This is a genomic window from Nocardioides sp. NPDC047086, assembly GCF_040643685.1.
In the GTDB taxonomy this organism is placed as follows: Bacteria; Actinomycetota; Actinomycetes; order Propionibacteriales; family Nocardioidaceae; genus Nocardioides.
Window position 1 is genome coordinate 125,732 of the sequence record NZ_JBEYUV010000003.1, and the last position, 20,069, is coordinate 145,800.

Sequence of the window (20,069 nt, forward strand, 5' to 3'; positions counted from 1 at the left end):
TCGAGCGCCGAGGCGGACATGCCACTCCCTCCCCGGCCCCGGCCCCGGCCCCGGGGCCGGGGCCGGTCTCGGGGCCGGTCTTCGTGACCGACTCCTCCTCGGCGACCACCACGCGGAGGATGGCCTCGTCGTCGACGATGCCGATCAGCTCGCCGTTCTCGACGACGCGCACCGGATGGGCGGAGGCCAGGGCCGCGCGGGCGGCCTTCCACACGACCGTGTCGGGATCCATGGCGGGCCCGTCGAGCGAGTCCCAGGGGCGTACCGGCTGCATGACGTAGCGCAGGGTCAGCACGTGCCCCTTGGGGACCTCGCTGACGAAGTCGCGGACGTAGTCGTCGGCCGGGTGGGCGACGATCTCGGCGGCGGTGCCGAGCTGCACCATCTCGCCGTCGCGCATGATCAGGATCCGGTCCCCGAGCTTGATGGCCTCCTGGAGGTCGTGGGTGATGAAGACCATGGTCTTGCCGACCTCGTGGTGCAGCCGCACGATCTCGTCCTGCATGTCGCGCCGGATCAGCGGGTCGAGGGCGGAGAACGGCTCGTCGAAGAAGAGCACCTGCGGGTCGACCGCGAGGGCACGGGCCAGGCCCACGCGCTGCTGCATGCCGCCGGAGAGCTGGTCGGGGAAGGAGTTCTCGTAGCCCGAGAGGCCGACCAGGTCGACCATCTCCTGGGCCCGGCGCCGGCGCGCGGCCTTCCCCTCGCCACGTACCTCGAGGCCGTAGGCCACGTTGTCGATCACCTTGCGGTGGGGGAGCAGGCCGAAGTGCTGGAAGACCATCGACATGTGCCGGCGGCGCATGTCGCGCAGCTTGCCGGAAGGGAGCGAGGTGATCTCCTCGCCGTTGACGACCACGCTGCCGGCGGTGGGCTCGATGAGCCGGTTGAGCAGCCGGACCAGCGTCGACTTCCCCGACCCGGACAGGCCCATGATCACGAAGACCTCCCCGGGCAGGACCTCGAAGGAGACGTCCTTGACCGCGGCGACACAGCCGGTCTTGGCCTGCAGGTCCGTGCGGGACAGCTCCGCGTCGCCGGAGCCGATGACCTTGTCCGCCTTGGCGCCGAAGATCTTCCACAGGCCCTCGACCTCGAGGGCGGGCCGGCTGTCGGCAGCGGTCTCGGGAGCTCCGGGTGCGTCGATGCTCTCTCTGTCAGTGGTCGGCACGGTCATGCCCGCTCACCTGTCCTGGCCGCCGGCTCGGGGTGGAGCGGGCTGCCCTCGCGGTAGTTGTAGAAGGGCGCCTCGGACGGCGGCAGCGGCGTCTTGCCGAGGATCAGGTCGGCGGTCTTCTCGGCCACCATCATCACCGGTGCGTAGATGTTGCCGTTGGTGACGTAGGGGAAGACGCTGGCATCGCAGACCCGCAGGCCGTCGGTGCCGTGCACCTTCATCGTGAGCGGGTCGGTCACGGCCATCTCGCCGGTGCCCATCGCCGCCGTGCAGGAGGGGTGCAGCGCGGTCTCGGCATCCTCGCGGACCCACTCGAGGATCTCCTCGTCGGTCTCCACGGACGGTCCGGGCGAGATCTCGCCGGCGTTGTACTTCGCGAACGCGGGCTGGTTGAGGATGTCGCGCGCCACCCGGACCGCCTCGACCCACTCCTTGCGGTCGGTCGGCGTCGAGAGGTAGTTGAACCGCATCGAGGGATGCACGCGTGGGTCCCTGGACCTGATCCGCACCCAGCCGCGGGTGTCCGCGTACATCGGGCCGATGTGGACCTGGTAGCCGTGGCCCTCGGTCGGGCTGGTGCCGTCGTAGCGGATCGCGATCGGCAGGAAGTGGAACATCAGGTTGGGGTAGTCGACGTCCTCGTTGGAGCGACAGAAGCCGCCGCCCTCGAAGTGGTTGGTCGCGCCCAGCCCCTTGCGCTGGAACAGCCACTGGAAGGCGATCTTGGGTCGCTGGTGCCAGGCCAGGCCGGGGGCGATCGAGACCGGCTCCTTCGAGGCGTACTGGATGTAGACCTCGAGATGGTCCTGGAGATTGGCCCCGACGCCGGGCAGGTGGTGGACCAGCGGGATGTCGTGCTCGGCGAGGAGCTCACGGTCGCCGACGCCGCTGAGCTGGAGCAGCTGCGGGGTGTTGATCGCGCCGCCGCAGAGGATCACCTCACCGGCGTGGACGGTGTGCCGGCGGGCGGCGCGGCCGAGGCCGCGGGTGTATTCGACACCGGTCGCCCGGGGCTTCTCGCCGGTCGTGTCGAAGAGGATCCTCTCGACGAAGGCGAAGGTCTGGACGGTGAGGTTGGGACGCTTCCGGGCCGGGTGGAGGTACGCCCGGGCCGCCGACCAGCGGCGGCCCCGCTTCACGTTGCGGTCGAAGGGCGCGAAGCCCTCCTGGCGGTAGCCGTTGACGTCGTCGGTCAGCGGGTAGCCGGCCTCCTGGGCGGCGTCGAAGAACGCTCCGAAGAGCGGGTTCTCGCACTTGCCGCGCTCGAGATGGAGCGGGCCGTCGCCGCCGCGCCAGTCGTCGGCGCCGGAGCTTCCGTCGGCGAGGTGTCGGCTCTCCATCCGCTTGAAGTAGGGCAGACAGTGGGCGTAGTCCCAGGTCTCCATGCCCGGGTCGGCGGCCCAGCGCTCGTAGTCCAGCGGGTTGCCGCGCTGGAAGATCATGCCGTTGATGCTGCTGGAGCCACCGAGGACCTTGCCGCGGGCGTGGTAGACCTTGCGGCCGCCCATGTGCGGCTCCGGGTCGGTCTCGTACTTCCAGTCGTAGAACCGGCTGCCGATGGGGAAGGGGAGCGCCGCCGGCATGTGCACGAACGGGTCGATCTTGTAGTCGCTGTGGCCGGCCTCGAGCACCAGGACGCGGTGAGCGGGGTCCTCGCTGAGGCGCGCGGCCAGAGCGCTGCCCGCCGAACCACCGCCGACGATCACGTAGTCGTACTGCTTGTCCATCGAAGTAGCTCCTGCTCTCACGCGCCGAACCAGCGGCTGGGCTCTGGGGTGGTGTTGTGCCAGATGTGCTTCGCCTCGCGGTACTCGTCCAGGCCGGCCATGCCGAGCTCGCGGCCGACGCCGGACTGCTTGAAGCCGCCCCACTCGGCCTGCGGCACGTACGGGTGGAAGTCGTTGATCCAGACCGTGCCGGCCCGCAGCCCCGCGGCGATCCGGCGCGCTCGGTCGGGGTCGGAGGTCCACACCCCACCGGCCAGACCGAAGATCGTGTCGTTGGCCAGGGCGAGCACCTCCTCCTCGGTGCGGAACGTCTCCACGGTCAGCACCGGCCCGAAGGACTCCTCACGCAGGACGGACATCCCGGCGCGGCAACGGTCGAGCACCGTGGGCGGGAAGAAGTAGCCGGCGGCGTACTCGGGATCGGTGAGGCGGGACCCGCCGCAGCGCAGGACTGCGCCCTCGGCGATGCCGGCCTCGACGTACGCCGTCACCTTCTCCAGGTGCGGCAGCGAGATGAGCGGACCGGTCTCCGCCTTGTCGTCGAACGGCCCTCCGAGCCGGATGGCGGATGCCCGCTCGACCAGAGCGTCGACGAACTCGTCGTGGATCGACTCCTCGACCAGGAGGCGTGCGCCGGCGGAGCAGACCTGCCCGGAGTGGAGGAAGACCGCGGTCAGCGCGTTGTCGAGGGCCGTCTCCCGATCGGCGTCGGCGAAGACGATGTTGGGGTTCTTGCCGCCGAGCTCGAGGGCGACCTTCTTGACCGTGGCGGCGGCGGTGGCCATCAGGTGCTTGCCGGTCTCGAGGCCGCCGGTGAAGGAGAGCAGGTCGACCCGCGGGTCCTCCGCGAGCGGGGCGCCCGCGACCGGGCCGGCGCCGAGAACGAGGTTGCCCACGCCCGCCGGGAGCCCGGCTTCGGCGAGCAGCCTCATCAGGTGGATCGCGGTGTGCGGCGTCAGCTCGCTCGGCTTGAGGACGAAGGTGTTGCCCGCCGCGAGCGCCGGGGCGACCTTCCAGGCCGTCTGGAGGAGCGGGTAGTTCCATGGCGTGATGAGCGCGCAGACGCCGACGGGCTCGTGGACGATCACGGACTCGACCTCGGGCCGGTCGGTGACGACCGGGCGAGTGTGGTCCTCGACGGCGAGGCGGGCGTAGTGGTCGAAGACGGCGACGATGTCATCGACGTCGAGCTCGCTCTCGACCAGGCGCTTGCCCGTGTCGAGCGACTCGGCCCGGGCCACCAGCTGCTTGTCTCGCTCGAGCAGACGGGCGACCCGCTCGAGCAGGGCTCCGCGCTCGGCGGCCGGAGTCCGGGGCCAGGGACCCTTGTCGAAGGCGCGGCGTGCCGCGGCGATCGCGGAGAGGGTGTCCTCGGCTCCGGCCTCCGCAACGGTGCCGACGAGCGCGCCGTCGGCGGGACAGCGGATCTCCCGCTGGTCGCCCGACTGCGCGGGCGACCAGCGCCCGTCGATGTAGATCTCGCTCATGCAACCTCCGGCGTCTGGTTGCCCAACAGGCAACCGCGGGTGAATTGCAAAAGATCCTGCGCGGCCACGAAGGGCCAGGTCAAGGGCTGGAGGGACAAAATTGTTGCAGGCGGTACAAAATTGTTGCAACTGATACAAATGGCTTCGTCAGTTGTTACAGTCGCCGCATGACGAGCGTGAGCCCCGCCCCGGCCAAGGACCCGCAGCGCCGTGCTGCCTGGGCCGAGCTGGCGACCGACTACGTCCACGAGCGTGGTCTGATCGGCCTGAGCCTGCGCCCGCTCGCCGCCGAGCTGGGCACCAGCAACCGGGTCCTGCTCTACCACTTCGGCACCAAGGACCAGCTGGTCGCGGACGTGCTCCGCACCTCCAACGAGCGGTCGGTCGCCGAGGTCGCCTCGCTCGAGCCCTCCGAGGACCTGCGCAGCGCCGTCCATGACCTCTGGTCGGTGATGGAGGGCGACCGGTGCAGCTGGATCTATGTGGAGGCGGCCGCGCTCGGCCTCTTCGGCAGGGAGCCGTACGCCTCGGCGGTCCGTGAGGCCAACGCGGTGTGGATCGCCGGCCTGATCGCGCACCTGGAGAAGTCCGGCGTGGGTTCCGCGGTCGCTGAACGGGCAGCCCATGTCATCGACGCGGCCTTCCAGGGTCTCCAGCTCAGCCTCGGCCTCGACGGCAGCCTCCCCGAGCGCGCCCGCTCCGTCGACGATCTCGCCGACGCCGTCGCTGCCCTGGCCTGATCCTTCGTGGGCGCTCCCGCCGGCAGGTGAGATCCTGGCTGCCACGAGTCCGTGACCGAATCGCCGGTCCGATCCGAGAGGTGGCGTCTTGGGAGTCCCTGCTGCCGAGCAGACGCTGGCCATCCTGCGCCACCTCGCGAGCCAGGCGAGCCCGCTGCAGGCGTCCGCGATCGCGCGGGCTCTGGAGCTGCCGCGCTCCACGACGTACCACCTCCTGAACACGCTCATCGAGTTCGGCTTCGTCGTTCACTACCCCGATCAGCGGGTCTACGGGCTGGGCGTGGGGGCCTACGAGCTCGGCAGCGGCTACGCACGTCAGGAGCCGTTGCAGCGGCTGGCGCGGCGTCCCGTCGCCGCGCTCGCCGACCGCTGCGGCAACAGCGCCCATCTCTCGGTGCTCCTCGGCCGCGACGTCGTGTACGTGATCGAGGAGCGGGCCGCGGGCAGGCCGCTCCTGATCACCGAGGTCGGGGTGCGGCTGCCGGCGGCGACCACGGCCTCCGGCCGCGCGATGCTCGCATCCCTTCCGCATCCCCAGGTCAGGGCGCTCTACGCCGACCGCGAGGCGTTCTCGCTCGAAGGTCCCGGGGCGCCGACATCGCTGTCCCAGCTACGCCGCCTGCTCGTCGACGTCCGCGCCAACGGCTTCGCCGCCGAGCACGGGGAGGTGACCGAAGGCCTGGCCTCGGTCGCCATGCCCGTGCTCGACGGCACGGGCTACCCGGTCGCCTCGGTGGCGGTCACCTATCCCCAGGCGGAGCAGTCGCCAGAGCTCGTCGAGCGGCTGGTCGGCGAGGTGCGTACGACGACGCGGATGCTGTCGCGCCGCCTGGGCGGCTGACCGTCTGGCGACGGGTCTGGTATCCCAGACCACGATCGGGAGAACGCCCTTCCTCTCGTGCCGGGCCGGGAGTGCAATGGCACTGGGCCGAGAGCCCTCGCCGATCGACGTGAACCACCAATGAGGAGAAGCCCATGGAAGGCGCCCGCCCCGTCCGCTCACCCCGCGGCACCGAGCTGACCGCGCGCAGCTGGTCGACCGAGGCCCCGCTGCGGATGCTCATGAACAACCTGGATCCGGAGAACGCCGAACGTCCCGACGACCTGGTCGTCTATGGCGGGACCGGAAAGGCAGCCCGCAGCTGGGAGGCGTACGACGCACTCGTCCGTACCCTGAAGAACCTGGGCGACGACGAGACCATGCTGGTGCAGTCCGGCAAGCCGGTCGGTGTCATGCGCACCCACGAATGGGCACCGCGTGTGCTGATCGCCAACTCCAACCTGGTCGGCGACTGGGCCAACTGGGAGGAGTTCCGCCGGCTCGAGGACCTCGGGCTCACGATGTACGGCCAGATGACCGCCGGCTCGTGGATCTACATCGGCACCCAGGGCATCCTGCAGGGCACGTTCGAGACCTTCGCGGCCGTCGCCGACAAGCTCGCCGCATCCGGCCGGATCAAGGACGGCAACGGAACGCTCGCGGGCACCATCACGCTCACCGCCGGCCTCGGTGGCATGGGTGGCGCCCAGCCGCTCGCCGTCACCATGAACGACGGTGTCGCGATCTGTGTCGACGTGGACCAGAGCCGCATCACCCGCCGCATCGAGCACCGCTACCTCGACGTCCAGGCCGACGACCTCGAGCACGCCCTCGAGCTGGCCGTCCGGGCCCGGAACGAGAAGCGCGGCCTCTCCATCGGCCTGCTCGGCAACGCCGCCGAGGTCTTCCCGCGGCTGCTCGAGATGAAGGCGCCGATCGACATCGTCACCGACCAGACCTCCGCCCACGACCCGCTGTCCTACCTGCCGGCGGGCGTCGACTTCGACGACTGGCAGGCCGCGGCCGAGCGCGACCCGGCGGGCTTCACCAAGGACGCGCAGGCCTCGATGGCCGCACACGTGCGGGCGATGGTGGAGTTCCAGGACGCCGGCGCCGAGGTCTTCGACTACGGCAACTCGATCCGCGACGAGGCACGCAAGGGCGGCTACGAGCGGGCCTTCGAGTTCCCGGGTTTCGTGCCGGCGTACATCCGCCCGCTCTTCTGCGAGGGCAAGGGCCCCTTCCGGTGGGCGGCGCTGTCCGGCGACCCCGAGGACATCCGCAAGACCGATGAGGCGATCCTGAAGCTCTTCCCGGAGAACGAGCGCCTGCACAAGTGGATCACCATGGCGCAGGAGCGGGTGCACTTCCAGGGTCTCCCGGCGCGCATCTGCTGGCTGGGCTACGGCGAGCGCCACCTGGCCGGCCTGAAATTCAACGAGATGGTGGCCAGCGGCGAGCTCTCCGCACCGATCGTGATCGGCCGCGACCACCTCGACTGTGGCTCCGTCGCCTCGCCGTATCGCGAGACCGAGGCGATGAAGGACGGCTCCGACGCGATCGCCGACTGGGCCCTGCTCAACGCCCTGATCAACACCGCTTCGGGCGCCTCCTGGGTCTCGATCCACCACGGCGGCGGCGTCGGGATGGGCCGTTCGATCCACGCCGGTCAGGTCTGCGTGGCCGACGGCACGGACCTGGCGGCGCAGAAGCTCGAGCGGGTCCTGACCAACGATCCGGGTACGGGCGTCATCCGCCACGTCGACGCCGGATACGACGAGGCCGTCGCCGTCGCCGACGAGCGCGGCGTGCGCATCCCCATGCGGGAGCAGGCGTGACGGCGTACCTCGCCGAGTACGCCTGGCTCGGTGGGGACGAGGTCGACGTCGACGTCCTCATCGAGGTGGACGGCGACCGGATCCGTGCCGTCACACCGGGCGTACCCGGTTCGGCTTCCCCCGCAGGCGCGACGCGCCTGCGGGGGCTCACCCTTCCCGGGCTGGCGAATGCGCACTCGCACGCCTTCCACCGGGCGCTGCGCGGCCGCACCCACCGGGGCGGCGGCACCTTCTGGACCTGGCGCGAGGACATGTACGCCGTCGCCGGACGACTCACCCCGGACTCGTACTACGCGCTGGCCCGGGCGACGTACGCCGAGATGGCGTTGGCCGGGATCACCACGGTGGGGGAGTTCCACTACCTCCACCACGATCCCGACGGGCGCCCGTACGCCGAGGCGAATGCCATGGGCGAGGCACTGATCGCGGCGGCGGCTGACGCCGGCATCCGGATCACGCTGCTCGACGCCTGCTACCTGACCGGTGCTCCGGGGCAGCCCCTCGAGGGCACCCAGCTGCGCTTCGGGGACGGCGACGCGGCAGCCTGGGCCGACCGCGTCTCGGCGCTGTCCGGCTCGGATCACGCCCGGATCGGAGCGGCCATCCACTCCGTCCGCGCGGTGCCCGCCGACCAGCTCGCCACGGTGGCCGGCTGGGCCGCCGAGCAGGGAGCGCCACTCCACTTCCACCTCTCCGAGCAGCGTGCCGAGAACCAGGCCTGCCAGGAGCGCCACGGCTGTACGCCCACCGAGCTGCTCGCCCGCCACGGGGCGCTCGGCCGGCTCTCGTCGGCGGTGCACGCGACCCACCTGACCGACACGGACATCGCCGCGCTCGGCGACTCCGGTACGACGATCTGCATGACCCCGACCACCGAGCGCGACCTCGCGGACGGCATCGGGCCCGCCCGCGACCTCGCCGACGCCGGCTCGCCGGTCTCGCTCGGCAGCGACAGCAACGCGATCATCGACCTGCTGGAGGAGGCCCGGGCACTCGAGCTCGACGAGCGGCTGCGTACCGAACGACGCGGCCACTGGTCCGCGGCCGGGCTCCTGCGGGCGGCGACCGTCGACGGGCACGCCTGCCTCGGCTGGCCGGAGTCCGGCCGGATCGTGCCGGGGGGCCTGGCCGACCTGACCACGGTCTCCCTCGACTCCGTGCGCCTCGCGGGGTGGGCGCCCGGGACGCTCCTCGAGTCGACGGTCTTCGCCGGTGCCGCGCAGGACGTCACCGACGTCATCGTGGGTGGCAACGAGGTCGCCCGCGATCGCCGGCATCTCGCTGTCGGTGATGTGGCCGGTGCGCTCCACCGCGCAATCACCGGGATCTGAGGATGGCGTTCGATCTTCGCCGCGCGGAGGAGCACGTCCGGCGCTCGTGGCGCAACGGCGGGGGCATGACCGCCGAGGTCGCGGCGTGGCCCCCGGGCACGGATGCCGGGTCCGACTTCTCCTGGCGGGTCAGCTTCGCCGACGTCGCCGAGTCGGGTGACTTCTCGACGTTCCCCGGCGTGGACCGGGTGATCACGCTGATCGACGGACCGCCCATGACGCTCGAGCTGCTGGGGGAGACGACGGTGCTGCGGCCGTTCGTGCCGTACTCCTTCGACGGTGGGGTGCCGGTGCGGTGCTCGGTGGCGGCGCCCACCCGCGACCTCAACGTGATGACCCGGCGCGGGCGGGCGTGCGCCACGGTCGAGATCCTGGACGCGGGTAGCGGCGAACAGCCTCTGTCTCAGGCGTCGCCGCTGCTCGTGATCGGCCTCACGGGTGAGGTGGGCGCCTGCTCGGGCGACGACTCGGCCACGCTCGGCTCGGGTGACGTGCTCATCACCGACCAGCCCGTGACCGTCGAGGGTGCCGGAGTCGCGGCGGTCGTCCGCATCGCCTCGGGACCGTCTGGGATCCAAGACTGAATCCGCCCGACGACGAGTGCGCCGCAGGATGCCCGAAGCGTTGAATTGAGCCCACGAAACCCCAAGGAGCTCACCATGTCGCGCGGCAAACCTCACGTACTCATCGACGGCACCTCACTCGGCCGTGACGAGATCCTCCTGGTCGCTCGTGGAGGCGCCTCGGTCGAACTCGACCCAGCCGCGCGAGAACGGGCGCAGAAGTCGTGGGAGACGGCGGAGGCCGTTGCCCGCAGGCGTCACGTCTACGGGCGTACGACGGGGGTGGGTGCCAACCGGCAGGAGGAGGTCGGCGGCGACGCAGTGCTGGGACACGGACTCCGGTTGCTCCGCAGCCATGCGGGCGGAGTCGGCTTCGAGCTGGCCGCCGACGTGGTTCGCGCCACCATGGTCATCCGGCTCAACCAGCTGGCCGCAGGTGGGTCCGGGGTCCACGTACGCGTCCTGGACGCTCTCGAGCAGGCTCTCGACCTCGGCGCTCTGCCGAGGGTGCACAGACTCGGTGCGATCGGCACCGGCGATCTGACCGTCCTCGCGGAGATCGCGCTCACCCTGGCCGGCGAGCGTCCGTGGGCGGTCGGGGAGGCGCCGCCGGTTGCGGTCGACACCGGGGACGCGCTCGCGTTCATGAGCAGCAACGCCGCGACGCTGGCCGAGTCGGTCATCGCCTGCGCCGACCTGCAGACTCTCCTTCGCGCCAGCCACACCGTCGCCGCCCTCTCCTTCCTGGCGCTGGGTGGCTCCGCCGAGGCCTATGCCGCGGTCGTGCACGAGGCACGACCGCATCCTGGCCAGGAGCACTGTGCCGCGGAGATGCGTCGGTTGCTCGGGCTGACCGGACATCCGGTGGCGGGCCGCCGGATCCAGGATCCGTTCGGCCTGCGGGCATTCCCGCAGGTTCAGGGACCCGCGCTGGACAGCCTTGCTCAGCTCGAGCAGGTCCTCTCCGTCGAGGTCAACGCGCGGGCTGAGAACCCGTTCATCTCGGTGGAGGCCGACGACGTGTTCCACCACGCGCACTTCCACACGGCGTACGTCGCGGTGGCGCTGGACCAGGCTCTCGCATCCGTTCACCAGGTGGCGGAGCTGTCCGCCGCCCGCCTCGGCGACCTGGTCGAGCCGACCATGACGGGTCTGACACCGTTCCTCGCCTCGGGGCCGGCGGGCAGCTCCGGTGTGATGATCCTCGAGTACGTCGCCCACGACGCCCTTGCCCAGATGCGGCACGCGGCGCTGCCCGTGACGATGGGCACCGCTGTCGTCTCCCGCGGGCTCGAGGATCACGCGAGCTTCTCGACGCAGGCGGCACGACAGGCGATCGTGGTGGTCGAGGCGTACCGCCACGTGCTCGCCTGCGAGCTCGTGGCCGCGGTGCGAGCGCTTCGCGTGCAACAGCCTGAGCTCGGCGACATCCCCGCGCGGGCCGCGCTCGAGCGAGCGGCCCAGGTCCTGGACCCGAGCCTCGAGGACCGGTCGCTCGGCGACGACCTCGATCGCGCGGCCGATCTGCTCCATGAGCTGGCAGCGCTGTGAGCTGAACGGTCAAGTCTCGGATCCCAGACAGTACCGGGCTGTGGCCCGTATCCGTGGCCGATGCCCGAGAGGTGCACTGGGACCCACACCACATTCGATGACCCCAGCAGTGGAGGTGAGTGCCGGATGATCCGGTTCGACTCAGTGAGCAAGGAATACCCCGACGGGGCCGTCGCCGTAGGTGGCCTGGAGATGACCGCGCCGACCGGCAAGATCACGGTGCTCGTCGGGCCCTCGGGCTGAGCTGCAGGACGAGTTCCTCCGGCTCCAGAGCGACCTGGGGAAGACCATCGTTTTCGTCACCCACGACATCGATGAGGCGGTCAAGCTGGGTGACCAGGTCGCCGTGCTCCGGGTCGGCGGCAAGCTCGCCAAGATCGCAGAGCCCGCGCGGCTCCTGGCGCACCCCGTCGACGACTTCGTCGCCGACTTCGTGGGGCGCGACCGCGGATACCGCGGACTCGGCTTCCAGAAGGCCCCCGAGCTGCCGCTCACGTCGGAGCCGACGGCGAGCCTCGGTGACAGCGCCGAGCAGGTGCGAGCCGCCGCGGGTGGCGAGCCGTGGACCCTGGTCGTCGACGACAGCGGGTGCCCTCTGGGCTGGGTCGACGCAGAGCAGATCGCCGGCACGGTCACCGCCGAGGTGCTGCACCGCGGAGGCACCCTGGCCGCCACGAACGGGACGCTGCGCAACCTGCTCGACGCAGCCCTGTCCTCGCCGGCGCGGCGCGGCGTGGTCGTGGACGAGCACGGAGCGTTCCTCGGCACCGTCCTCGCCCACCAGGTGCTCGACGTCATCGAGAGCACCGAGCGCACCGCGGCGGTCGACACCGAGCCGGCCGGGAGTGCGACACGATGAGCTGGTTCATCGACCACCTGCCTGCGGTGCTCTCGCTCACCTGGAGGCACGTCTACCTGGCCGGCGTCCCGCTCGTGCTCGGACTGCTCGTCGCGGTTCCCCTGGGCTGGCTGGCGCGGCGGTACCGGGTCCTGTACCCGCTGCTGATCGCCGGGACCGGTCTCCTCTACACGATTCCGTCGCTCGCCCTGTTCATCCTGATGCCGCTGTTCATCGGTACCAAGATCCTCGACCCGGTCAACGTGGTCCTCGCGATGACGATCTACACGGTGGCACTGCTGGTGCGTACGGTGGCGGACGGTCTGGGGGCCGTGCCCGACTCGGTCAACCAGGCGGCGACGGCGATGGGCTTCGGGCGGGTGCGACGACTGTTCATGGTCGAGCTCCCGCTGGCGGTCCCGGTCATCTCGGCCGGCCTCCGGGTCGCCGCGGTGAGCAACGTCAGCATCGTCAGCGTCGCGGCGATCATCGGCGTACCCCAGCTGGGCTCGCTCTTCACCGACGGCTTCCGCCGCAACTTCATGGAGCCGATCCTCGTGGGCGTGGTCGCGTGCGTCCTGCTGGCGCTCGTCTTCGACCTCGTGATCATCGCCGGAACCCGGCTCATCACCCCGTGGCAGCGTACGAGGAGGGCCGCCTGATGAACCTCGTCCTCACCTGGTTGACCGACCCCACCCACTGGTCGGGCGACGACGGTGTCCCGCACCGCATCCTCGAGCACCTGACGTACTCGGCCGTCGCCCTCGTGATCGCTGCGATCATCGCGATCCCGCTCGGTCTGTACGTCGGTCACACCGGCCGCGGGAAGTTCCTGGTCGTCAACATCGCCGGGGCCGCCCGCGCCATTCCGAGCCTGGGTCTGCTGTTCATCATGGTTCTGGCCCTCGGACCCCGGCTCTCGGGCGACGCGGCCTTCGTGGTTCCGTGCCTTGTCGTCCTGGCCGTGCTGGCCGTCCCGCCGATCCTGGCCGGTGCGTACGCGGGCGTCGAAGAGGTCGACGCCGGCGCCCGGGATGCCGCGAAGGGCATGGGGATGCGAGACGTCCAGGTGCTCGTCAAGGTCGAGCTGCCGTGCGCGCTGCCGCTCATCTTCTCGGGCCTGCGCTCGGCCACGCTCCAGGTCGTCGCGACCGCGACCATCGCCGCGACAGCCGGCCTCGGCGGGCTCGGGCGTCTGCTGATCGACGGCCTGGCGGTACGTGACTTCGGCCAGATGGCTGCGGGAGCCGTGCTGGTGGCAGCACTCGCACTCGTCGTCGATCTGGCCTTCGCGCTGGTCCAGCGCTACGCGGTGTCCTCGGGCCTGACGGGCCGTCGAGCTGCTTCCCGACGATCGCGGCCGAAGGCGTCCGCCGATTCCATCCCGATCACCATCAGCTGACCCGAGAGGAAAACCCAATGCACAGCATGAAGATCTACCTCGCCGTAGCGGCCTCGGCCGCGCTGCTCGCCGGATGTGGCAGCGGCGACCCGCTGGCGACCGAGCCCGCCGGAGCAGACGAGGAGGGCACCATCACCGTCGGTTCCGCCGACTTCCCGGAGAGCGCCCTGATCGCCGAGATCTACGCCGGAGCGCTGGAGGCGAAGGGCGTCGAGGTCGACAAGACGTTCAACATCGGCAGCCGTGAGGCGTACGTCCCGGCGTTGCAGGACGGCTCCATCGACCTGATCCCGGAATACACCGGCGCGCTCCTGCACTACTTCGACGAGGACGCGACCGCCACCGAGCCCCAGTCGGTCTACGAGGCGCTGACGGCCGCTGCGCCGAAGGGGCTCTCGGTCCTGGCCATGTCGCCGGCCGAGGACAAGGACGCCATCGCGGTCACGAAGGAGACTGTGGACGAGTACTCCCTGAAGTCCATCAGTGACCTCGCCGCGGCGGACCTCTTCACCACCGACCCCTCGATCGAGCAGTAGGGGTTCATCATGCTCGAGGATCCCGAGAACCTGTTCCCTGCGGAGAACGTGGTCCCCCTGATCGCCGAGTCGAAGGTCGACGACACGACCTCGCAGGCGCTCGACGCGGTCTCGGCCGAGCTCGACACACAGACGCTGGCGGCTCTGCTCAAGGAGGTCATCGTGGACAAGAAGGATGCCGAGGACGTGGCGGCAGGGTTCTTGTCCGAGGCCGGCCTGGCCTAGCTCGGCTGGTTCGACCGGAGCGGCATCGCGAGCCCAGGGCCCGCGATGCCGCTCCTTGCTCTTCTTCCCGAGCCGATGCGGTGTCGTACGCGGGGCGTGTCTGGGATACCGGACAGTTCACCCCGACGACACCCTTGCCCCGGACCCCGGAACCCGATGAACTCGTGCCATGACGTTCGAGCGCATGTGGGCCGACATCGCCCCGGTGGGCAGATCCGCCACCTCCCAGGGTTACTTCCGTCAGCCGTACACCTCGGCCGAGATGGAGCTGCGCTCCTGGTTCGCCGAGGAGTGCGCCCGGCGAGGGCTCGATCTCGAGCGTGACGGCAACGGCAACCTGGTCGCCTGGTGGGGGAGCGGCGACGACGCGGTACTCACCGGGTCACATCTGGACAGTGTCCTCGACGGCGGGGCGTACGACGGACCGCTCGGGGTGGCTTCCTCCTTCGCGGCCGTCGATGTCCTGCGGGACCGAGGTTTCACCCCGCGCCGCCCGATCGCGATCGGCGTCTTCGCCGACGAGGAGGGGTCTCGCTACGGGCTCGGCTGCCTCGGCTCCCAGCTCGCGACCGGCCTGACGACCCCGGAGCAGGCGCGGGCCCTGCGTGATCGCAACGGCCTTCCTCTCGAGGAGGTCATGGCCGACGCGGGCCTCGAGCCGGCGCTCGGCCGGTCCGCCTGGCTGGACCGCGTCGGCTGCTACGTCGAGCTCCACGTCGAGCAGGGCCGCAACCTCGTCGACCGTGACGCCGCGGTGGGCGTCGCGAGCGGGATCTGGCCGCACGGTCGATGGCGCTTCGACTTCGACGGGGAGGCCAACCACGCCGGCGCCACCCGCATGGAGGACCGGCGCGACCCGATGCTGACGTTCGCCATGACCGCGCTCGCGGCCGACGAGGAGGCCCGCCGCGCCGGGCAGCGCGCCACCTTCGGCCGTGTCGAGGCCACCCCCAACGGCACCAACGCGGTGCCCTCGAGAGTCGCCGCGTGGCTCGACGCCCGCTGTGAGAACGACACCATGCTCAGCGATCTCGTCGCCACCCTGGAGAAGCGGGCCGGCGAGCGGGCAGGTCTCGACCGGACCCGCGTCACCGTGACCGCCGAGTCGCTGTCGGCCGCCGTCGAGTTCGACCCCGACCTGGCGACCCGGATCGCCGCTCCGGGCGGCTGGCCGATCATCCCGACCCAGGCCGGACACGACGCCGGCATCCTGTCGACCGCGGGCATCCCGACCGCGATGCTCTTCGTCCGCAACCCCACCGGCATCTCGCACTCACCCGAGGAGCGGGCAGAGATGGCCGACTGCATCGCCGGCGTCGAGGCGCTCGCCGACACCCTCGCGGAGCTGGCCCGGTGAGCGTCGCGACGCTGGTCACCGGCATCGGCGAGCTCTTCGTCGGTGACGCCGCCGGAACGGTGCTGGAACAGGCCGCGTTCGTCGTCGAGGGCGGCCGGGTGGCATGGGTGGGACCCGCCGCCGAGGCACCGGCTGCCGACGCGGCGTACGACGTGGGCGGGCGCGCCGTGATTCCCGGGTTCGTCGACTCCCACAGCCACCTCGTCTTCGCCGGCGACCGCTCGGCCGAGTTCGCCGCGCGGATGGCGGGGCAGAGCTATGCCGCCGGCGGCATCCGTACGACCGTGCGCGCGACCCGCGAGGCCAGCGACGCGCAGCTCACCGCCCACGTCGCGTGGCTCGTGGCCGAGATGCGGGCGCAGGGCACCACCACCCTCGAGATCAAGAGCGGCTACGGGCTGAGCGTCGCCGGCGAATCGCGCTCGTTGGCGGTGGCGCGGCAGTTCACCGACGAGACGACGTTCCTCGGCGCTCACGTCGTGCCGGAGGGGATCAGCGCGGAGGACTACGTCGCGCTGGTCACCGGCCCCATGCTCGAGGCCGCGCGGCCGCATGCCCGCTGGATCGACGCCTTCTGCGAGCGCGGTGCCTTCGATGCCGACCAGGCCAGGGCGGTGCTGGCCGCGGGGGCGGCTGTCGGTCTGAAGGGCCGGCTGCACGCCAACCAGCTCACCTACGGCGCCGGCGTCCAGCTGGCCTGTGAGCTCGGCCTGGCGGCGGTCGACCACTGCACCTATCTCAGCGACGCCGACGTGGACGCGCTCGCGCAGTCGGGCACCGTCGCCACCCTGCTGCCCGGCGTGGAGTTCTCGACCCGCCACCCGTACGTCGATGCCCGTCGCCTGATCGATGCGGGCGTCCGGGTCGCGCTCGCGTCGGACTGCAACCCGGGTTCCTGCTTCACCAGCTCGCTGCCGTTCTGCATCGCGCTCGCCGTACGTGACATGGGCATGACGCCGAGCGAGGCCGTGCGGGCCGCGACCGCGGGTGGCGCCGCGGCCCTCGGCCGGACCGACGTCGGCCATCTGAGCACCGGAGCGGCCGCCGACTTCGCCGTTCTCGATGCGCCCTCCCACGTGCACCTAGCCTACCGGCCGGGGGTGCCCCTGGTCGCCGAGACCTGGCGGGCCGGTCAGCGGGTCGACGGGCGCTGACCGCTCAGCCGCTGTGTCTGACCGTCATCGGCCGCATTTGGTGACAGGGTTTGGCCATGAGCGAGGACGCGGTCGACGAGGACAAGACGAGGCTGCGAGCCCTCGGCGTACGTGTTCGGCAGGGGGTCCGGGATCTGCTCCCGACCACGTCGTTGACGTTGCGCGGGGGAGAGGTCGCGGTGGCTGTCGGCCCGCCGGGAGGTGGGCACACGTCGCTGGCGCTGGCGCTGGCCGGGCGGCTCCGGCTGGATGCGGGCAGGGTGGAGGTGGACGGTGACGCGTCGCCTCGGGTCCTGCAGGCCGCGGTGGCGCTGGTCGACGTGCCGGGCGTGTCCGAGCCGGACGAGATGGTGCCGTTCCGCACGATTCTCGGCGAGGAGCTCGCCATGGCGAAGCAGAAGCCGAGTGCGGTGGCTATCGACGGCTGGCTGGGGGAGTACGACCTCGCGACCGGCATCACCACGGAGGCGGTCCCCCCGGGGCCGCGCCTGGAGATCCTCGCGCGGATGGCGCTGCTGCGGCCGGGCACCCGCTACCTCGTCCTCACCTACCCCGAGCGTCTCGGCCTGCCCGTCGGGGACTGGCTGGGCATCGCGACCGACCTCGCCGAGTCCGGGAGCCGGCCCGGGGTCCTGGTCACCGCGAGCCCCGCGGTCTCGATCCCCGCCGGAGTGCGTACGTTCACCATCGGTCCGACGGAGGAAGCATGAACTCGCTGCGTATCGCCCTCACCGAGCTGCGCCGGATCACGGCCGGACGCCTGGCGAAGCTCGTCATCGTGGCGCTCGTCCTCGTCCCCACGCTCTACGCCGGGCTCTACCTCTACGCCAACCACGATCCGTACGCCCACTTCGACGAGCTCCCGGCGGCGCTCATCGTCGAGGACACCGGCGCGACCACGACCGACGGCACGAAGATCGACGCCGGCCGAGACGTCGCCGACAAGCTCCTGAAGTCGGGCGACTTCGACTGGTCGGAGGTCTCCGCGGCCACGGCTGAGAAGGACATCCGCGAGGGCGACTACTACTTCGCGCTGCGGATCCCGGAGGGGTTCTCCCGGACGCTGACCGGGGCGGAGCGGCTCGACCCGGAGCAGGCGCAGATCCAGGTCATCACCAACGACGCCAACTCCTACCTGTCCACCACGATCGCGACCAACGTCACCGACAAGGTCCGCGACGCCATCGCCAGCGAGGTCTCCGAGCAGGCCGCGGCCAGCTTCCTGCTCGGCATCTCCGACCTCCGCTCGGGTCTGGTGAAGGCCGCCGACGGTGCCGCGAAGCTGGAGAAGGGCGCGGGCACGCTGCGCGACGGCGCCGGCGAGCTGGCCACCGGGGCCGGCGACCTCGAGAGCGGCCTGAACACCATCGAGGGCAAGGTCACCGACCTGCCTACCAAGACGCGCGAGCTCGCGACCGGCGCCCGGAAGGTCGCCGACGCGAACGGCGAGATCGCCGCCACCGGGCAGCGGGCGGCGACCGCCGTCGACGACGCCGTCGCCGCCTACGACGCGACCCGGTCCGACCTCGACGCCCGGCTCGAGGCCGAGGGTCTCGACCAGCAGCAGCGCGCCGAGGTGCTGGCCGTCTACGACCGCGGATCCGCTCCGCTCGACCGGGTCGACCAGCGGGTCGGCGATGTCTCCGGGCAGCTCAACGACCTCGCCGCCGGAGCAGATCAGGTCGCCGACGGCAACGAGCAGCTCGCCTCGGCGATGCCCGATCTGGTCGCCGGGATCTCCCGGGCGGCGGACGGCGCCGGCGAGCTCAGCACCGGTGCGACCCAGCTGCGTGACGGTGCCGCGAAGCTAGCCACCGGTGCCGGCGACCTGAAGAAGGGGCTGCAGGACGGCGCCGCGCAGGCGCCCGCCACCAACGAGGAGCTGCGCGAGCGGATCGCCTCGACGATCGCCGACCCGGTCGCCATCGACTCGGTCTCCGAGGCGAAGGCGTCCTCCTACGGAGCCGGGCTGGCTCCCTTCTTCCTCGCCCTGGGCGCATGGATCGGCGGGTACGTCCTCTTCCTGCTCGTCCGGCCGATCTCGACCCGCGCGCTGGCCGCCAACCAGACTCCGCTACGGATCGCGCTGGGTGGCTGGCTCACGCCAGCGCTGATCGGTGCCGCGCAGATGGTCGTCGTGCTCGTGGTCGTCGGTACCGCCGTCGACATCACCCCGGTGAACTGGCTCGGCACGTTCGGATTCCTGCTGCTCACCTCCGCGACCTTCATCGCGATCGTGCACATGCTCAACGCGCTCCTCGGTGCACCGGGCCAGTTCCTCGGTCTGGTCCTGATGGTCGTCCAGCTGGTCACCGCCGGCGGCACGTTCCCCTGGCAGACCATTCCCGGGCCGTTGCACTGGCTCCACCACGTACTGCCGATGAGCTATGCCGTCGACGGGCTGCGCCAGCTGATGTACGGCGGGCTCTCGGGGCGGGTCGTCTCCGACGCCCTCGTCCTGGCCGCCTTCCTCGTCGGCGCACTGCTGCTGACCAGCTACGGCGCCCGCCGACAGCGTGTCTGGACGCCCAAGCGGGTGCGTCCGGAGATCGCCATCTAGCTCCGGTACGCCTCACCCAGCCGTGCCTCTCCGGCGCGGCGGGCCTGCGCGGGGGAGACGCGGGTGACCGAGAGCAGCTCTTCGCGGCCACCGGCCCCCTTGTCGATCGTGAGGACCAGTCCGATGCCTCGCGCGTAGTACTTGTGCTCCAGCACGTCGGGCTCGAGCGGCGTGGTGTCCGCGGTCATCAGCAGGTCTCGGTAGTCGCCGGCGGGCACCGTCGCCCGCCGGCCGGTCGCGAGGATCTCGCCCCTGTCCTCGGCATGGCCCTCGTAGAACTCCTGCCGGTAGCTGGCCCCGACCTCCGGCGAGGCGGGCATGATGACTCCGGCCCGGGCGGCGTCGACGCCGGCCTCGAACGACCCTTCGCGGGTGGCGATCTTCCCGTTCTCGAACTCGGCGGTGTGCTCGCCGAGGTACCAGACCGTGCCGGCCCCGTCCTGGGCGTACCAGTCGAGGGTGTCCTCGACGACCTCTCCGTCGCGGGTGACCGTGTCGCGTACGACCCGGGCGGTGACACCGTTGGCGATCTCCCGGGTGACCGAGGTGGCCGTGACGATCACGTCGAGGGTCTCGCCGTCCTCGGTGGTCTCGCGGTAGGTCCAGCGCGTTCCCGGCTCGAGCGGGAACCAGGGGTTCGTGACCTCGGTCGTGAACTCGGTGGGGTCGAGGTCGGTCGCCTTCGTGGCGGCATCCTCGGCGCCGCAGCCGGCCAGCGCCACCAGGCAGCCGGCGAGGGCGACAGCGAGGCGAGGCATCGTAC

Annotated in this window: 19 protein-coding genes; 15 read left to right on the forward strand and 4 right to left on the reverse strand. The window is 71.1% G+C overall.

What is annotated here, in order from left to right; translation table 11 throughout:
• The 3 genes from ABZ796_RS03825 to ABZ796_RS03835 all read right to left on the reverse strand — a co-directional run.
• Positions 1-1,177: glycine betaine/L-proline ABC transporter ATP-binding protein (locus ABZ796_RS03825; protein WP_357334754.1), on the reverse strand; the 1,177-nt coding region annotated here is incomplete at its 3' end.
• Positions 1,174-2,904 (reverse strand): choline dehydrogenase, encoded by a 1,731-nt coding sequence (gene betA / locus ABZ796_RS03830; RefSeq protein WP_357334755.1) that lies wholly within the window; start codon positions 2,902-2,904, stop codon positions 1,174-1,176. The genes ABZ796_RS03825 and betA, both read right to left, overlap by 4 nt.
• 17 nt (positions 2,905-2,921) lie before the next feature.
• Positions 2,922-4,391 (reverse strand): aldehyde dehydrogenase family protein, encoded by a 1,470-nt coding sequence (locus tag ABZ796_RS03835; protein ID WP_357334757.1) that lies wholly within the window; start codon positions 4,389-4,391, stop codon positions 2,922-2,924.
• Between the two features lie 167 nt (positions 4,392-4,558).
• On the opposite strand from ABZ796_RS03835, the gene ABZ796_RS03840 reads away from it, so the two are divergent.
• The 15 genes from ABZ796_RS03840 to ABZ796_RS03910 all read left to right on the forward strand — a co-directional run bounded on the left by ABZ796_RS03840 (position 4,559) and on the right by ABZ796_RS03910 (position 19,306).
• The gene (locus ABZ796_RS03840) at positions 4,559-5,131 is read left to right on the forward strand and encodes a TetR/AcrR family transcriptional regulator (RefSeq protein WP_357334758.1); all 573 of its coding nucleotides are present in this window, start codon (positions 4,559-4,561) and stop codon (positions 5,129-5,131) included.
• An 88-nt stretch (positions 5,132-5,219) separates the two neighbouring features.
• Positions 5,220-5,972: an IclR family transcriptional regulator gene (locus ABZ796_RS03845; RefSeq protein ID WP_357334759.1), complete on the forward strand. Its 753-nt coding sequence runs from the start codon at positions 5,220-5,222 to the stop codon at positions 5,970-5,972.
• Between the two features lie 134 nt (positions 5,973-6,106).
• Positions 6,107-7,789 carry a urocanate hydratase gene (gene hutU / locus ABZ796_RS03850; protein ID WP_357334760.1) on the forward strand — a complete coding sequence of 561 codons (1,683 nt, stop codon included), beginning with the start codon at positions 6,107-6,109 and terminating at the stop codon, positions 7,787-7,789.
• Positions 7,786-9,120: a formimidoylglutamate deiminase gene (locus ABZ796_RS03855; RefSeq protein ID WP_357334762.1), complete on the forward strand. Its 1,335-nt coding sequence runs from the start codon at positions 7,786-7,788 to the stop codon at positions 9,118-9,120. Before hutU ends, ABZ796_RS03855 begins: the two co-directional genes overlap by 4 nt.
• Before the next feature lie 2 nt (positions 9,121-9,122).
• Positions 9,123-9,704, forward strand: coding sequence for a HutD family protein (locus tag ABZ796_RS03860; RefSeq protein WP_357334764.1), 582 nt, complete (start codon positions 9,123-9,125; stop codon positions 9,702-9,704).
• Positions 9,705-9,779: 75 nt separating this feature from the next.
• On the forward strand, positions 9,780-11,234 hold the full coding sequence (locus ABZ796_RS03865) for an aromatic amino acid ammonia-lyase (protein ID WP_357334765.1): 1,455 nt from the start codon (positions 9,780-9,782) through the stop codon (positions 11,232-11,234).
• A gap of 346 nt (positions 11,235-11,580) precedes the next feature.
• The gene (locus ABZ796_RS03870; RefSeq protein WP_357334767.1) at positions 11,581-12,093 is read left to right on the forward strand and encodes a hypothetical protein; all 513 of its coding nucleotides are present in this window, start codon (positions 11,581-11,583) and stop codon (positions 12,091-12,093) included.
• A complete protein-coding gene (locus ABZ796_RS03875) occupies positions 12,090-12,734 on the forward strand; it encodes an ABC transporter permease (protein WP_357334768.1) in 645 nt (214 codons plus the stop codon). Before ABZ796_RS03870 ends, ABZ796_RS03875 begins: the two co-directional genes overlap by 4 nt.
• Positions 12,707-13,474, forward strand: coding sequence for an ABC transporter permease subunit (locus ABZ796_RS03880; RefSeq protein ID WP_357334770.1), 768 nt, complete (start codon positions 12,707-12,709; stop codon positions 13,472-13,474). The genes ABZ796_RS03875 and ABZ796_RS03880 overlap by 28 nt, the downstream gene beginning before the upstream one ends.
• Positions 13,475-13,491: 17 nt before the next feature.
• Positions 13,492-14,010 (forward strand): glycine betaine ABC transporter substrate-binding protein, encoded by a 519-nt coding sequence (locus ABZ796_RS03885; RefSeq protein WP_357334771.1) that lies wholly within the window; start codon positions 13,492-13,494, stop codon positions 14,008-14,010.
• Between the two features lie 9 nt (positions 14,011-14,019).
• Positions 14,020-14,235: a glycine betaine ABC transporter substrate-binding protein gene (locus tag ABZ796_RS03890; protein ID WP_357334773.1), complete on the forward strand. Its 216-nt coding sequence runs from the start codon at positions 14,020-14,022 to the stop codon at positions 14,233-14,235.
• Positions 14,236-14,404: 169 nt separating this feature from the next.
• Positions 14,405-15,592, forward strand: a complete 1,188-nt coding sequence (locus tag ABZ796_RS03895; protein ID WP_357334774.1) for an allantoate amidohydrolase — start codon at positions 14,405-14,407, stop codon at positions 15,590-15,592.
• An 11-nt stretch (positions 15,593-15,603) separates the two neighbouring features.
• Complete coding sequence (hutI, locus tag ABZ796_RS03900; RefSeq protein ID WP_357334895.1) at positions 15,604-16,746, forward strand: imidazolonepropionase; 1,143 nt, start codon at positions 15,604-15,606, stop codon at positions 16,744-16,746.
• A gap of 56 nt (positions 16,747-16,802) precedes the next feature.
• The gene (locus ABZ796_RS03905; protein ID WP_357334776.1) at positions 16,803-17,456 is read left to right on the forward strand and encodes a hypothetical protein; all 654 of its coding nucleotides are present in this window, start codon (positions 16,803-16,805) and stop codon (positions 17,454-17,456) included.
• Positions 17,453-19,306, forward strand: a complete 1,854-nt coding sequence (locus ABZ796_RS03910; RefSeq protein ID WP_357334777.1) for a YhgE/Pip domain-containing protein — start codon at positions 17,453-17,455, stop codon at positions 19,304-19,306. The genes ABZ796_RS03905 and ABZ796_RS03910 overlap by 4 nt, the downstream gene beginning before the upstream one ends.
• Here the strand turns inward: ABZ796_RS03910 and ABZ796_RS03915 are convergent.
• Positions 19,303-20,064 carry a hypothetical protein gene (locus ABZ796_RS03915; protein ID WP_357334779.1) on the reverse strand — a complete coding sequence of 254 codons (762 nt, stop codon included), beginning with the start codon at positions 20,062-20,064 and terminating at the stop codon, positions 19,303-19,305. The two genes, ABZ796_RS03910 and ABZ796_RS03915, sit on opposite strands and share 4 nt — an antisense overlap.
• Between the last annotated feature and the right edge of the window lie 5 nt (positions 20,065-20,069).

What these genes read in the sequence shown, in the direction of transcription:
- ABZ796_RS03890 (WP_357334773.1), top strand. Translation starts at nt 14,020, where the DNA reads ATGCTCGAGGATCCCGAGAACCTGTTCCCTGCGGAGAACGTGGTCCCC.
- ABZ796_RS03840 (WP_357334758.1), top strand. Translation starts at nt 4,559, where the DNA reads ATGACGAGCGTGAGCCCCGCCCCGGCCAAGGACCCGCAGCGCCGTGCT.
- hutU (WP_357334760.1), top strand. Translation starts at nt 6,107, where the DNA reads ATGGAAGGCGCCCGCCCCGTCCGCTCACCCCGCGGCACCGAGCTGACC.
- ABZ796_RS03865 (WP_357334765.1), top strand. Translation starts at nt 9,780, where the DNA reads ATGTCGCGCGGCAAACCTCACGTACTCATCGACGGCACCTCACTCGGC.
- ABZ796_RS03905 (WP_357334776.1), top strand. Translation starts at nt 16,803, where the DNA reads ATGAGCGAGGACGCGGTCGACGAGGACAAGACGAGGCTGCGAGCCCTC.
- ABZ796_RS03895 (WP_357334774.1), top strand. Translation starts at nt 14,405, where the DNA reads ATGACGTTCGAGCGCATGTGGGCCGACATCGCCCCGGTGGGCAGATCC.
- ABZ796_RS03860 (WP_357334764.1), top strand. Translation starts at nt 9,123, where the DNA reads ATGGCGTTCGATCTTCGCCGCGCGGAGGAGCACGTCCGGCGCTCGTGG.
- ABZ796_RS03915 (WP_357334779.1), bottom strand. Translation starts at nt 20,064, where the DNA reads ATGCCTCGCCTCGCTGTCGCCCTCGCCGGCTGCCTGGTGGCGCTGGCC.
- betA (WP_357334755.1), bottom strand. Translation starts at nt 2,904, where the DNA reads ATGGACAAGCAGTACGACTACGTGATCGTCGGCGGTGGTTCGGCGGGC.
- ABZ796_RS03835 (WP_357334757.1), bottom strand. Translation starts at nt 4,391, where the DNA reads ATGAGCGAGATCTACATCGACGGGCGCTGGTCGCCCGCGCAGTCGGGC.
- ABZ796_RS03875 (WP_357334768.1), top strand. Translation starts at nt 12,090, where the DNA reads ATGAGCTGGTTCATCGACCACCTGCCTGCGGTGCTCTCGCTCACCTGG.
- ABZ796_RS03910 (WP_357334777.1), top strand. Translation starts at nt 17,453, where the DNA reads ATGAACTCGCTGCGTATCGCCCTCACCGAGCTGCGCCGGATCACGGCC.
- ABZ796_RS03885 (WP_357334771.1), top strand. Translation starts at nt 13,492, where the DNA reads ATGCACAGCATGAAGATCTACCTCGCCGTAGCGGCCTCGGCCGCGCTG.